Source organism: Ruegeria sp. BB10 (assembly GCF_056535725.1).
The window spans coordinates 1-12,350 of the sequence record NZ_JBQFIW010000003.1 but is presented as its reverse complement, the minus strand read 5'-3'; the positions used below and the strand labels follow the sequence as shown (position 1 = coordinate 12,350).

Sequence of the window (12,350 nt, the reverse complement as noted above, 5' to 3'; positions counted from 1 at the left end):
CGAATGGAAACTTTTAGCCTTGGCGTCGTCCTCTTTACCCTGATCGTTATCGCGCTGGTAACGATCATTCTGGCGGCACGCTCCAGACTTGTATCCACCGGTGATGTGAACATCACTATCAATGGCGAAAAAACCATTTCGGTGCCCGCAGGCGGCAAGTTGCTGCAAACGCTGGCGGCTGAGAAGCTCTTTGTCCCGTCGGCCTGCGGCGGTGGCGGCACCTGCGCGCAATGCCGGGTCAAGGTGCATTCGGGCGGCGGATCGATCCTGCCGACCGAAGAAAGTCACATCACCAAGCGTGAGGCTGCATGCGGCGATCGTTTGTCCTGTCAGGTTGCGGTCAAACAGGACATGGATATCGAAGTCCCCGAGGAGGTCTTTGGCGTCAAGAAATGGGAATGCACTGTCCGCTCGAATGAGAACGTGGCGACCTTCATCAAGGCGCTGACGCTGGACCTGCCCGAGGGTGAGGATGTAAACTTCCGTGCTGGCGGCTACATTCAGATCGAAGCCCCTGCGCACGCATTGAAATACACCGATTTCGACATCGAAGAGGAATACCGCGAAGATTGGGATCGCTTCAATCTGTGGCAGTACGAATCTGTGGTGAGCGAACCGATCGAACGCGCCTATTCGATGGCAAACTACCCGGATGAAAAGGGCATGATCATGCTCAACGTCCGTGTGGCCTCGCCACCTCCAGGCTCCGAAGGTATTCCAGCAGGTCAGATGTCGTCTTACATCTTCAATCTGAAGCCCGGCGACAAGGTCACCATTTCAGGTCCGTTCGGTGAATTCTTTGCCCGCGAAACGCAGAAAGAGATGGTCTTTATCGGTGGTGGTGCCGGTATGGCGCCGATGCGCAGCCATATCTTTGACCAGCTCAAACGCCTTGAAAACCGCGATCGTAAGATCAGCTTCTGGTACGGCGCGCGGTCCAAGAAAGAGATGTTCTTTGTCGAGGATTTCGACACGCTGGCCGAAGAGTTCGACAATTTCGAATGGCACGTGGCCTTGTCCGATGCGCAGCCCGAGGATGACTGGAAAGGCTATACCGGCTTCATCCACAATGTGCTGTTCGAGGAATACCTCAAAAACCACCCCGCGCCCGAAGATTGTGAGTTCTACATGTGTGGCCCGCCAATCATGAACCAGTCGGTCATCAACATGCTGCTGGATCTGGGTGTGGACCGCGAAGACATTATGCTCGACGATTTCGGCGGGTAAGAAACGAAAAACCGGCGCATTCAGCGCCGGTTTTATTTAAGCTGCAAGGTTACTGGCCTTCTAGATCAAAGCCATTAGCCGACGATCATCTGCTTCATGCGAAGCGCCTCGTATTCCAGCTCTTTGAGACGGAAATGAACAACGTCTCCAATTGTGATCACGCCGCACAGGTTGCCATCGCGAAGCACTGGCATGTGGCGGAACCGACCGTCGGTCATGGTTTTAAGAACATCATCCAGCAGATCGTCCGGCGAACAAGTCTTGACCTCGCGGGTCATCAGATCCTCGACCGCTTGAGGCAACGTCTGGCCGGGCGTATCCGCCATGCGCCGTACGATGTCGCGCTCGGACAGGATGCCTTGCAATGTGCCGTTCTGGTCGGTCACCAGCACCGCCCCAATCCGCTTTTCCTTCAGCGTATTGACCACCGAATGGATCGTATCGTTCGGGCGGACCGAAAACACCGCATCCCCTTTACCATCCATCAGCTTGGCCACAGTTGTCTGCGCATGCGACAAGTTCGACTCCGTCGATTGGCTGTACGTGGTCTTGTCAGCCTTGTCGCCGCGCTTGGGGGCTTGGTAAGAGGTCGGGGCCATGGGCAATCTCCTTCATGGTTCTTGCAAAGTCTTTCCCTTTTACCTTAGCGCAGCTAAACGACCTGTATAGGGTGCAATTGCGCTGATCGGCAGAAACCCCCATCAAAAAAAGGACGCTTAAGCCTTTGAACGACCTGTATCTTACCCCGCCGGTGGCTGCCTTGATTTTCTTTGTAGTGGTCGTGTGCGGCCATAATTTCCGCAAGACGTGGAAACAGCAGCCGCCGGGATGGCAGAAACGGGCCTGGCTGTTTGGTGTGCCGGCGGGAATTGGCCTTTTGGTACTGGGCTTTTTGCCGCTGAAACTGTGAAGTCGATTTGACTCTGGCGGGGGTGGCTGGCATATGCCGGACACTGATTTTCCAGGAGATCGCCCCATGCGTCTTGTGCCAGTTTTGGCCTTCGTCACTTTGCTGTCCGGCTGTCTGTTCGACAAAGAGCCAGAGGTGGTTCGCCTATCGGGCGAAACGATGGGAACAACCTTCAACATCACCGCAATTGGCCAGGACCTGGACGAAAACGCGCTGGCTGTGGCGGTCGAAGAAACATTGGCAGACGTTAACGCCAAGATGTCCAACTGGGACCCAAATTCCGAGGTCTCGACCTTTTCCGCCGCGACAAGCACCGAACCGGTGCAGGTTTCCGCAGAATTCGCACAGGTGATGGCTGCCGCGAATGATGTGCATGAAAAAACCGGCGGCACCTTTGATGTCACCCTTGGACCTTTGATCGAACTGTGGGGCTTTGGGCCCCGCAAACCGGAAGACCCGGTGCCTGCGGATGTCGAAATTCTGAAAGCACTCAACGGCGTCGGGCAGGGGCGTTTGCTAACTCTGGATGCCGAGGCGGGAACGCTGACCAAATCTGAACCCGGTGTTGGGATCAACCTGTCCGCTATTGCCAAGGGTTATGGTATCGACGCGGTGGCCAAGACCCTGCGCGACGCCGGGATTGAAGATTATCTGGTCGAGATCGGTGGCGATCTGGTCACCATGGGGCAGAACGACAAGGGCGAGGCCTGGCGCATCGGTATCGAAAAACCACAAGCGGGAGCGCAGACCTATCAGCTGATTGTGTCGGTCAGCGATCTGGGCATGGCCAGCTCGGGCGATTACAAGAATTTCTTTGAACAAGACGGTGTGCGGTATTCGCATATCATCGATCCAACAACCGGGCGCCCGATCACGCATCGGACAACATCGGTGACTGTTCTGGCTGAAAACGCTATGATGGCGGATGCATGGGCAACCGCGATGCTGGCGCTGGGGCAGGAAAAGGGCCTTGAGCTGGCCGAAGAACATAAACTTGCTGTGTATTTCATCTCGCGGGATGTGACGGGTGGCGAAGAAGCCTATATCACGGTACACAGCACCGCGTTCAAAGACGCGCTTGAGACCAACTGACTGGTAGGTACCACAATGAGCACCTTTATTCTGGCCTTTATTCTGCTTGCCCTTGTGATGGTAGGTATGTCGTTGGGTGTTATGCTGATGGGCAAAACCATCAAAGGCAGTTGTGGTGGCCTGAACGCGATCTCGGGCGCGGACAAATGTGTGGTCTGCCACAAAGACATTGATCCTGACAGCCCGCTGCGTGATCAGTTGCAGTGCAAACGCGCCAAGAAGATGCTGGAACAGATGGAGCGGCAGGCCGAAGCGTAAATTACGCTTCGCTGCGGGCCGGGAATTGGCTAACTAAGTCCCTGACTATCGGGGAGGTGCCGCGTTGGCCAAAGCCAAAAACATTCTGTTCATCATGTTCGACCAGCTGCGCTGGGATTATCTGAGTTGCTACGGCCATCCGCATCTGCACACCCCGAACATTGATCGTTTGGCCGCGCGGGGCGTGCGGTTTGACCGGGCTTTTATCCAGTCCCCCATTTGCGGTAGTTCACGCATGTCGACCTATACCGGGCGCTATGTGCATTCGCATGGTGCGTCTTGGAATGGCATCCCCTTGAAAGTGGGCGAGATGACGATGGGCGATCATCTTCGCAAGGCCGGGATGGGGTGCTGGCTGGTCGGCAAAACCCATATGCGTGCGGATGCCGAAGGCATGGCACGGCTGGGGCTGGAACCCGACAGCCTGATCGGTGCCCGCGTGGCAGAATGCGGCTTTGACGTGTTTGAACGCGATGACGGGATGCGTCCCGAGGGGCCGGACGGGTTTTACGATCCGGACGGGGCCAGGGAATACAACAAATACCTCATCGCCAAGGGATATGAGAGCGACAACCCCTGGCACGACTTTGCCAACTCGGGGCTGGATGCGGATGGCAACGTCCTGTCGGGCTGGTTCCTGAAGAATTCCCCCGAACCCGCCAATATAGCCGAAGAAGACAGCGAAACCCCATATCTGACTGGCCGAGGTATCGAATTCATGGAAACGCAGGACGGCCCGTGGTGTTGTCACCTGAGTTTCATCAAGCCGCATTGGCCTTATATCGTCCCTGAACCCTATGCCTCAATGTACGGTCCCGAACATGTGCTGCCTGTGGTGCGATCCGAGGTCGAGCGCCAAAAAGCCCACCCGGTGCTGCGGGCCTTTATGGACACGAAGATCGGCCAGACATTCTCGCGCCAGGAAGTGCGTGAGGCGGTGATCCCCGCTTATATGGGCCTGATCAAACAGGCCGATGACCAGATGGGCCGCCTGTTCGACTGGATGGAGAAAACCGGCCGGATGGACGATACGATGATCGTATTGACCTCGGACCATGGTGATTTTCTGGGCGATCACTGGATGGGGGAGAAGACCTTCTTCCACGATGCCTCGACCAAAGTGCCCCTGATCATCTACGACCCGTCAGCCGAGGCCGACGCTACGCGCGGTACTGTTAGTGATGCGCTGGTCGAATCCATCGACCTTGCCCCGACCTTTGTGGAGGTTGCGGGGGGCGATGCGCCTTTGCACATCCTCGAAGGGCATTCCTTGCTGCCGATCCTGCACGGGCGGCAGGAAGAGACCGCGCGCGATGTGGTGATCTGTGAATATGACTATTCGGCCTCACCGATTGCCGATACGCTGAACGCCTCGGTCCGGGATGCGGTGATGTTCATGGTTGCCGACAAAAAGTGGAAGCTGATCCATTGTGAAGGTGGCCACCGGCCAATCCTGTTTGATCTGGAAAACGACCCGGACGAGTTGATCGATCTTGGTGAAAGCGCGGATCATGCCGAAATTATCGACCGTATGTACGATTACCTTTTCGCGTGGACGCGCCGCGCCTCGCAACGGACCACGCGCTCGGAACAACAACTGATCGATATGCGGACCAAAAGCCGCGGCAGGGGTGTTGTTGTCGGGGTCTATGACGAAAACGATGCTCCGCTGGATCTGACCGTCAAGTACCGGGGGCGCAAGGCTCGGCCATTCACCGAATATATCGGCAAGGAAAATCCGCCCCGGCATTAAATCTGCCCACCACAGGCCAAAAGGCGGTTCACCCGCCGATGGTCAGGCGGTAAAAGATCGACCAAGAGCAGAAATCCGGAGAGCTATAATGACCGCCCCCAAACCCGTTGTCCTGTGCATTCTCGATGGGTGGGGCCTGTCCGAGGACGCTAAAGCCAACGCGCCGTATCTGGCCAATACCCCTACGTTCGACGCAATCATGGCCAACGGGCCGCATGCCACTTTGATAACGCACGGGCCCGATGTTGGCCTGCCCAGCGGTCAGATGGGCAATTCCGAGGTCGGCCATACCAATATCGGCGCGGGCCGCATCGTGGCCATGGATCTGGGTCAGATTGATCTGGCGATCGAAGATGGCTCATTCTTCGACAACAACGCCCTGCAGACCTTCATCGCCAAGGTGAAGGCCGCGAGTGGTACAGCGCATCTGATGGGGCTGGTTTCGGATGGCGGGGTGCATGGGCATCTGAACCACATCATCGCAGCGGCCAAAGCCATCACCGATGCGGGCGTTCCTGTCGCGCTGCACGCGATCACGGATGGGCGCGATGTGGCCCCGAAATCGGCTTTCACCTACATTGCCGAGCTTGAGGACCGACTGCCCGAAGGTGCGCGCGTTGTGACTGTCAGCGGGCGCTATTTCGCGATGGACCGCGACAACCGCTGGGAACGCGTCAGTGAGGCCTTTGAGGCGATGATCAAGGGGCAGGGGCGGACTGCGGCCACAGCGCATGGCGCGATTGATCACGCCTATAACCAGTCGGAAACCGACGAGTTCATTGTGCCGACGGTTCTACAAGGCTATGGCGGCGTAAGTGATGGCGATGGTGTTTTCTGCCTCAACTTCCGCGCTGATCGGGCGCGCGAGATTCTACGCGCGATTGGCGAGCCGGATTTTGCTGATTTCGACACTGGTCCGCGCCCGCACCTGTCTGCGCTATTGGGTATGGTGGAATACTCGGACGGTCACAATGCCTTCATGACAACCGTGTTCCCAAAGCGCGATATCGTGAACACGCTGGGCGAATGGGTCGCTAAACAGGGGCTGCGTCAGTTCCGCCTCGCCGAGACCGAGAAATACCCGCATGTTACGTTTTTCCTCAACGGTGGCAAAGAAACGCCCGAAGTGGGCGAAGATCGTTATATGCCGAAATCGCCCAAAGTGGCGACATATGATTTGCAGCCCGAAATGTCCTCGGCCCAAGTTACCGCCAAGTTTGTCGAGGCGATCGAGGCCGGGTACGACCTGATCGTCACCAATTATGCCAACCCGGATATGGTGGGTCACACCGGTGATCTGAAAGCCGCAATCAAAGCCTGCGAGGCGGTGGACCAGGGCCTGGCACAGGTGGTTGCCGCGCTGAAAAAGGCAGGTGGTGCGATGATCATCACTGCCGACCACGGCAACTGTGAAATGATGGTGGATCCCGAAACCGGCGGACCGCACACCGCGCATACCTTGAATCCCGTTCCCGTGGCGCTGGTGGGTGGGCCGGAAGGTTCCACGTTGCGTAATGGGCGTCTGTCCGATCTGGCACCGACCCTGTTGCAGTTGATGGGCCTTGAACAGCCACCCGAAATGACCGGCAAGAGCCTGTTGTCATGACCTTGCGCGCGCTTCTTTGGGCAGTGCTGTTTGCGACGCCGGTCCACGCCCAGACCGACCCGTCCACAGCGGCGCTGAATGCGGTGCAAATGCTGGAAGACGCATCCGTCGCTTTGACCGAGGCCGACAGCGCCCGTGACCGCGTCCGTGCCCTGACCGAAACCATTCAGGCCTATGAGGCCGGTCTGACCGCCATGCGCGAGGGCCTGCGCCGCGCCGCCACGCGCGAGGCACAGTTGACCACTGAATTGCGCAGCCGCGAGGATGAAATCGCGCAGTTGCTGGGCGTGTTGCAAACCATCGAAACAACCGCGCCACCGGTTCTGATGCTGCACCCCTCTGGCCCGTTGGGATCGGCCCGCGCAGGTATGATGCTGTCCGAGGTCACGCCAGGTTTGAACGCTCGCGCGCAAGAACTGGCCCACGACCTGCAAGAGGTTCAGACCCTGCGGCAGCTACAACAAAGCGCTGCTGATACACTGACTGAAGGTCTGACCGGCGTGCAGGCCGCGCGTACGAAGCTCAGTACCGCCATAGCAGATCGGACCGATTTGCCAGTGCGTTTTGTCGAAGATCCGGTTCGAACGGCGATCCTGATCTCGTCCACAGAAACGCTGGAAGGGTTTGCCAGCGGACTGTCGGAAATCTCGGAAGGAGAGATTGCTGAAACCAACGCGGATATTTCACAGCGCAAGGGTGAAGTTGCCTTGCCCGCTCAGGGTGTTGTGCTGCACCGCGCTGGTGACACGGATGCAGCAGGGGTCAAGCGCCCGGGTGTGGTGCTGGGCACACGTCCACGCGCGATTGTGACATCGCCGACTGCGGCTACGATACGTTATCGCGGGCCGCTGCTGGATTTGGGGAATCTGGTCATCCTAGAGCCTCAACCCGGTCTTTTATTCGTATTTTCGGGGCTGCAAGAGGTCTACGGCAACCCCGGTCAGGTGATCCCCGAGGGCACTCCGGTCGGCTTGATGCCTGGTGAAACGCCCGAAATCGGCGCTATTTTGTCAACAAGCAGTGATGGCACTGGAACTGATCGGTCAGAAACGCTCTATATAGAGGTAAGACAGGATAACAGCCCCGTGGACCCGGAATCGTGGTTTCGGACCAGCAAGGATGGATAAATACATATGAAGAAATTTGTGATGGCCGGTTTGGCCGGAACCGTGGCAGGCATACTCGCAACTACTCAGATCGCAGGACCCCTGCTGGCACAAGAGGCTGAGAACAAGGCCAGCGTCTATGAGCAGCTTGATCTGTTCGGGGACATTTTCGAACGCATACGTGCGCAATATGTTGAAGAGGTTGAGCCCGAGGAGCTGATCGAAGCAGCGATTGATGGGATGCTGACATCGCTGGACCCGCATTCCAGCTATCTGTCGCCTGACGACGCCGAACAGATGCGCGTGCAGACACGCGGCGAATTTGGCGGGCTGGGTATCGAAGTCACGCAGGAAGAGGGCTTTGTGAAAGTTGTCTCTCCGATTGATGACACCCCGGCGGATGCGGCTGGGATCGAGGCTGGGGACTTCATCACCCATGTCGATGGCGAAAGCATTCTGGGCCTGACGCTGGACAAGGCGGTGGATCTGATGCGCGGACCTGTGGGTTCGGAAATCGTGATTACGGTCGTGCGCGAAGGGGAACAGGAACCCTTTGACGTCACAATCATTCGCGACACGATCAAGCTGACCGCTGTGCGTGCCCGCACCGAAGGCACCAGCGTCGTGCTGCGAGTGACCACCTTTAACGACCAGACCTTCCCCAACCTGCAGGAAGGGCTGAACGAACAGATCGAAGAGGCTGGTGGCATCGAAAAGGTCAATGGCTTTGTTCTGGACCTGCGCAACAACCCGGGCGGTCTGCTGACGCAGGCGATCAAGGTCTCCGATGCCTTCCTGAACGAGGGTGAGATCGTGTCTACCCGTGGCCGCGACCCGGGCGAGGGTGAGCGGTTTAACGCAACCCCAGGCGATCTGGCCGAAGGCAAGCCGATTGTGGTTCTGATCAATGGGGGTTCGGCCTCGGCGTCCGAGATTGTTGCCGGTGCCTTGCAGGATCACCGCCGCGCCATCGTGGTCGGCACCAAAAGCTTTGGCAAAGGTTCTGTTCAGACGGTCATGCCGCTGCGTGGCGACGGGGCCATGCGCCTGACTACGTCGCGGTATTACACACCGTCGGGTCGTTCGATCCAGGCGCTTGGCGTCAGCCCCGACATCATTGTCGAGCAACCGCGCCCGGTGCCGGATTCGGAAGAGGAAGATTCGAACCGTCCCGCCCGGTCCGAAGCCGACCTGCGCGGCAGCCTGAACAATGACAGCCTCAGCGAAGATGAGATTCGTCAGATCGAGGAAGACCGAGCCCGGGCCGAAGCCACAGCCGAGCTACGGGAAGAAGATTATCAAATGGCCTATGCTATCGATATCCTCAAAGGTTTGTCGGCCTTCAACCCGAACGGGCCGTCGCAGTAAACAAACGGGGCCGCCAGACAGGCGGCCCTTCTTCTTTGGTGGATCAGCTTTCCACTTTGTGCAGCTTTTCCTCATCCAGCAACATCGCCAATAAGACGCCGACAGATACAGACACAGTGGCGAAAATGAACGCCATGTTCATGCCGGTGTCAAACGCTGCGGTGATGGCGGTTTTGACCTTTTCGGCTTCGGCCGTGCTCAGTTTGTCCATGATCGCGCGTGCAGAGGATGTGGTCAGCGTCCCACCGTTGATGGCCCGCTGATCGGATTCCGACATATCAATCCCGGCGGTCGCCAGACGTTCGCCCAGGCTACGCAGACTGGCCAGATACATGATCGCGGTCGCGCAGGCCACCGAGATGGCACCATAGACGAGGTGAGTCATGAAACTCAGCCCACCGACCAACCCGGCCCGTTCCGGTTTCACCGCGCAAACCGCAGCGGTGCCTGATGGGCCAACCGTCAGCGTGGCCCCCAACCCAATCATCGCCATACCGGGCAGAATCTGAAAATAGCCCAACCCTGCGGGCAACACGACAACACTGGCCGCACCGATAGTGGCGCACAGGTAACCCCAGAACAAAAGCCGTTTGGGACCGAAATCGTTGTACAGTTTGCCCGACAAGATGGACCCCACGGCAAGCAGAACAGTAAGCGGGGCCAACCCGAATGCAGATTGCAACGTCGACCAGCCCAATACCTTTTGCATGTATTGGGGGAAATACATCAACCCTACGAACGCTGCTGAGACATTGAACATGTTCAGGCCCAGCGTGATGCGAAACTCTCTGTTTGCCATCATCTGGGGCAGCAATAGGGGTTCTTTCACTCGTTTTTCCACTTGTGGGAACAAGACGAACAGAACAGCGCAGACGAAGAACAACATCAGCAGCGGCGATGAGGTCCAGCCCCAATCTGCACCCACGTCCAACCCATAAAGCAACAGCAGGACAGCCAATGACAGTACAGCCATACCTGCAACGTCGATGTGTTCGCCTTGTTTGTGCTGGGTTTCGCGCTCCATCAACACTAGGGCGGTGACCATCGAAATGGTCGCAAACACCACGTTTGCAAGGAAAAATAGCCGCCAATCCCCCAGGTTGACGACCGTACCGCTGATCAGCGGGCCAATGACATTACCACAGGTGACACCTGCCAGAATAAGCCCCATGATCATGGCGCGATGTTCAGGGCGCGAGACTTTGGTGGCGCCGTAGGCCAGCGTGCAGGGCCAGACACATCCCGCGCCGATCCCCTGTAATGCGCGTGAGACAATCAGAAAATCCAGGCTAGGCGATACAAAACACATGACAGAGGAAAACAGAAAGATCGACAGGCCGATCAGCATCAACTTGCGGTGCCCGTACATGTCGCCAAGCCGCCCCCCGGCAACCATCGTCATGGCAAAGAACAGGGCATAGATGTTCAAAACCCATTGGGTGCTGGTGATATCGGCGTCGAAACTGTTTTCGATAGCCGGAACCAGGATCAACGCACCGGTAAAGTCGATGCCGATCCCGAACCCCGTCACCATCAGCGCGATGAGTTTAATGATGCTGCTGCGATCCATGAGCTTGCCCAAGTTGCTGCGGGTCGCTCAAGGATGCACGGGATTCTGATGAAAAGATAGGGACTTGGCCCTAAACGGGCTATTCGCCCACGCTCTGCGCCCGCCGAAATGCCCGTTTCAGCATATCCAGTTCCGCGCGCAGCAGCTCGACCTCAGCGCGAAGATCATCCGCTGCCGAGGCGCCTGCGATAATGGTAAAATCGCCAAGTTTTTCGGACGTGCCTGCGTCCACGATGACAAAGCAATGCACGCCATCGGACAGTGCCTTCACGGGTACAGGGACAGTCAGTGCCCATCCGTCATCTGCTGGTGTCACGCGCACGTCTTCCAAAGGTTCGCCCAAGTACAGAACCTCAACCGCCACCTCGGCCTGCAGGTGACCCTGCCAGAGGCCGTTCTCGAACCGGATGGGTGTCAATGTCGGTTGCGTCATGGCCGGACCTCTTACAAATCGGCGCGATGGTGGCGGCAGAAGGTCAGATCGCGCAGGGAAACGCGATTCATCTGCGGGTTTTCAAAGATCAGGTCCAGCCAGATCTTCTCGATCCGCGACTCATTCAAGGGCAAATGTGCCAGATCGAAATCGACTGAGCAGGAGCTTGCAGACAGGTCCAGCTTGCGCAGAACCTGTTCAGCGTTGGGTCCGTGCTGGATGTTGAGACGGGCGAATATCTCAAGCGGCTGCTCGGCCTCGATCAGGGTATCCACACGCATGAGATGCTGTTTGGTCAGGCCCTGAGCAGCCTCGTAGGGCAATTCCACAGACAGGGACAGGAAAGAGCCCGAAAACCCGAACACTTCAACTGTCATCCCATATGCGGCCAGATCCTTGTCGCGGGAATTCCGGGTCTGCCGCATTGCTATTTCGGCCAGGGAACAGTCGTGGAACAAGGTCACCTGCCGGTCCATCTGCGCCTTTCGTGCGGCCGAGGCCACACCCGGACGCGGCAATGGCCCGCGCCACAGATCCGGTCGCCAGCACCAATCGGTGCCAAGGGGTTTTGGGAATTGGGTCGACCCAATTCGAGGTCGGGCCAGACGGCTGTCGGCCTCATGAATCAGCAACTGCAGATGCGTGCGCAGCTTGCGCGCATCATCACGCTGTTGCCGCAGTTGCGGTTCAGGCGCAGCAGACGCACCACGCAGGGCCTGACGCCAGCGTTCGACGGCGCGGCGTTGAATATAGCGATCCAGAAGTCTGCCCATGGCCCCATCATTCAAAGTGTGACCCTGTTTAGTCAAAGACAACGCAGGGTTTAAAGGAGAATAAACGACACTGGGGGGCAAATCTCGCGAATTTGTGACGAACGGGGCGGATGGGCAATCGATTTGAAACCTGTTAGCCCAGCCATTCTTGCAATCGTAAAGGTCAGTGCGTACCGTCTGATACCTGATTGCAGTGGATCATCCGAAAACGCATCCAATAGATTTGAGGCAAGGCCGGGGCATGGAACCCACTC

Annotated in this window: 12 protein-coding genes; 8 read left to right on the top strand and 4 right to left on the bottom strand. The window is 57.6% G+C overall.

The annotated features are described in order from the left end of the window. Positions 1-3 precede the first annotated feature (3 nt). Positions 4-1,227: an NADH:ubiquinone reductase (Na(+)-transporting) subunit F gene (gene nqrF, locus ACR3EP_RS20310; protein WP_480639231.1), complete on the top strand. Its 1,224-nt coding sequence runs from the start codon at positions 4-6 to the stop codon at positions 1,225-1,227. 74 nt (positions 1,228-1,301) lie between these two features. On the opposite strand, the gene ACR3EP_RS20305 is transcribed toward nqrF, so the two are convergent. Next, the gene (locus ACR3EP_RS20305; protein WP_170350031.1) at positions 1,302-1,826 is read right to left on the bottom strand and encodes a CBS domain-containing protein; all 525 of its coding nucleotides are present in this window, start codon (positions 1,824-1,826) and stop codon (positions 1,302-1,304) included. A gap of 125 nt (positions 1,827-1,951) precedes the next feature. Here ACR3EP_RS20305 and ACR3EP_RS20300 point away from each other — a divergent pair, with 125 nt between their 5' ends. The 7 genes from ACR3EP_RS20300 (at position 1,952) to ACR3EP_RS20270 (ending at position 9,320) form a co-directional block, all read left to right on the top strand. Next, positions 1,952-2,137, top strand: coding sequence for a hypothetical protein (locus ACR3EP_RS20300; protein WP_170361640.1), 186 nt, complete (start codon positions 1,952-1,954; stop codon positions 2,135-2,137). Between the two features lie 66 nt (positions 2,138-2,203). Continuing rightward, on the top strand, positions 2,204-3,229 hold the full coding sequence (locus ACR3EP_RS20295; protein ID WP_226689491.1) for an FAD:protein FMN transferase: 1,026 nt from the start codon (positions 2,204-2,206) through the stop codon (positions 3,227-3,229). A gap of 15 nt (positions 3,230-3,244) precedes the next feature. Beyond that, a complete protein-coding gene (gene nqrM, locus ACR3EP_RS20290; RefSeq protein ID WP_170350034.1) occupies positions 3,245-3,487 on the top strand; it encodes a (Na+)-NQR maturation NqrM in 243 nt (80 codons plus the stop codon). Positions 3,488-3,551: 64 nt separating this feature from the next. Beyond that, positions 3,552-5,240: a sulfatase-like hydrolase/transferase gene (locus tag ACR3EP_RS20285; RefSeq protein ID WP_480639230.1), complete on the top strand. Its 1,689-nt coding sequence runs from the start codon at positions 3,552-3,554 to the stop codon at positions 5,238-5,240. An 88-nt stretch (positions 5,241-5,328) separates the two neighbouring features. Continuing rightward, on the top strand, positions 5,329-6,846 hold the full coding sequence (gpmI, locus tag ACR3EP_RS20280; protein WP_480639229.1) for a 2,3-bisphosphoglycerate-independent phosphoglycerate mutase: 1,518 nt from the start codon (positions 5,329-5,331) through the stop codon (positions 6,844-6,846). Next, on the top strand, positions 6,843-7,973 hold the full coding sequence (locus ACR3EP_RS20275; protein WP_170516235.1) for a murein hydrolase activator EnvC family protein: 1,131 nt from the start codon (positions 6,843-6,845) through the stop codon (positions 7,971-7,973). The genes gpmI and ACR3EP_RS20275 overlap by 4 nt, the downstream gene beginning before the upstream one ends. A gap of 6 nt (positions 7,974-7,979) precedes the next feature. Further along, on the top strand, positions 7,980-9,320 hold the full coding sequence (locus tag ACR3EP_RS20270) for a S41 family peptidase (RefSeq protein WP_170350038.1): 1,341 nt from the start codon (positions 7,980-7,982) through the stop codon (positions 9,318-9,320). A 43-nt stretch (positions 9,321-9,363) separates the two neighbouring features. Here the strand turns inward: ACR3EP_RS20270 and ACR3EP_RS20265 are convergent, their stop codons facing one another. From ACR3EP_RS20265 to ACR3EP_RS20255, 3 genes are all read right to left on the bottom strand, one after another. Then, positions 9,364-10,890 (bottom strand): MFS transporter, encoded by a 1,527-nt coding sequence (locus tag ACR3EP_RS20265; RefSeq protein ID WP_480639228.1) that lies wholly within the window; start codon positions 10,888-10,890, stop codon positions 9,364-9,366. Between the two features lie 79 nt (positions 10,891-10,969). Beyond that, the gene (locus ACR3EP_RS20260) at positions 10,970-11,323 is read right to left on the bottom strand and encodes a hypothetical protein (RefSeq protein WP_480639227.1); all 354 of its coding nucleotides are present in this window, start codon (positions 11,321-11,323) and stop codon (positions 10,970-10,972) included. Between the two features lie 11 nt (positions 11,324-11,334). After that, positions 11,335-12,096 (bottom strand): DUF6478 family protein, encoded by a 762-nt coding sequence (locus ACR3EP_RS20255; RefSeq protein ID WP_480639226.1) that lies wholly within the window; start codon positions 12,094-12,096, stop codon positions 11,335-11,337. Between the last annotated feature and the right edge of the window lie 254 nt (positions 12,097-12,350).

Excerpts from the sequence above, each read along its gene's own strand:
- ACR3EP_RS20260 (WP_480639227.1), bottom strand. The coding sequence starts at position 11,323 with ATGACGCAACCGACATTGACACCCATCCGGTTCGAGAACGGCCTCTGG.
- gpmI (WP_480639229.1), top strand. The coding sequence starts at position 5,329 with ATGACCGCCCCCAAACCCGTTGTCCTGTGCATTCTCGATGGGTGGGGC.
- nqrF (WP_480639231.1), top strand. The coding sequence starts at position 4 with ATGGAAACTTTTAGCCTTGGCGTCGTCCTCTTTACCCTGATCGTTATC.
- ACR3EP_RS20255 (WP_480639226.1), bottom strand. The coding sequence starts at position 12,096 with ATGGGCAGACTTCTGGATCGCTATATTCAACGCCGCGCCGTCGAACGC.
- ACR3EP_RS20305 (WP_170350031.1), bottom strand. The coding sequence starts at position 1,826 with ATGGCCCCGACCTCTTACCAAGCCCCCAAGCGCGGCGACAAGGCTGAC.
- ACR3EP_RS20265 (WP_480639228.1), bottom strand. The coding sequence starts at position 10,890 with ATGGATCGCAGCAGCATCATTAAACTCATCGCGCTGATGGTGACGGGG.
- ACR3EP_RS20295 (WP_226689491.1), top strand. The coding sequence starts at position 2,204 with ATGCGTCTTGTGCCAGTTTTGGCCTTCGTCACTTTGCTGTCCGGCTGT.
- ACR3EP_RS20275 (WP_170516235.1), top strand. The coding sequence starts at position 6,843 with ATGACCTTGCGCGCGCTTCTTTGGGCAGTGCTGTTTGCGACGCCGGTC.
- nqrM (WP_170350034.1), top strand. The coding sequence starts at position 3,245 with ATGAGCACCTTTATTCTGGCCTTTATTCTGCTTGCCCTTGTGATGGTA.
- ACR3EP_RS20270 (WP_170350038.1), top strand. The coding sequence starts at position 7,980 with ATGAAGAAATTTGTGATGGCCGGTTTGGCCGGAACCGTGGCAGGCATA.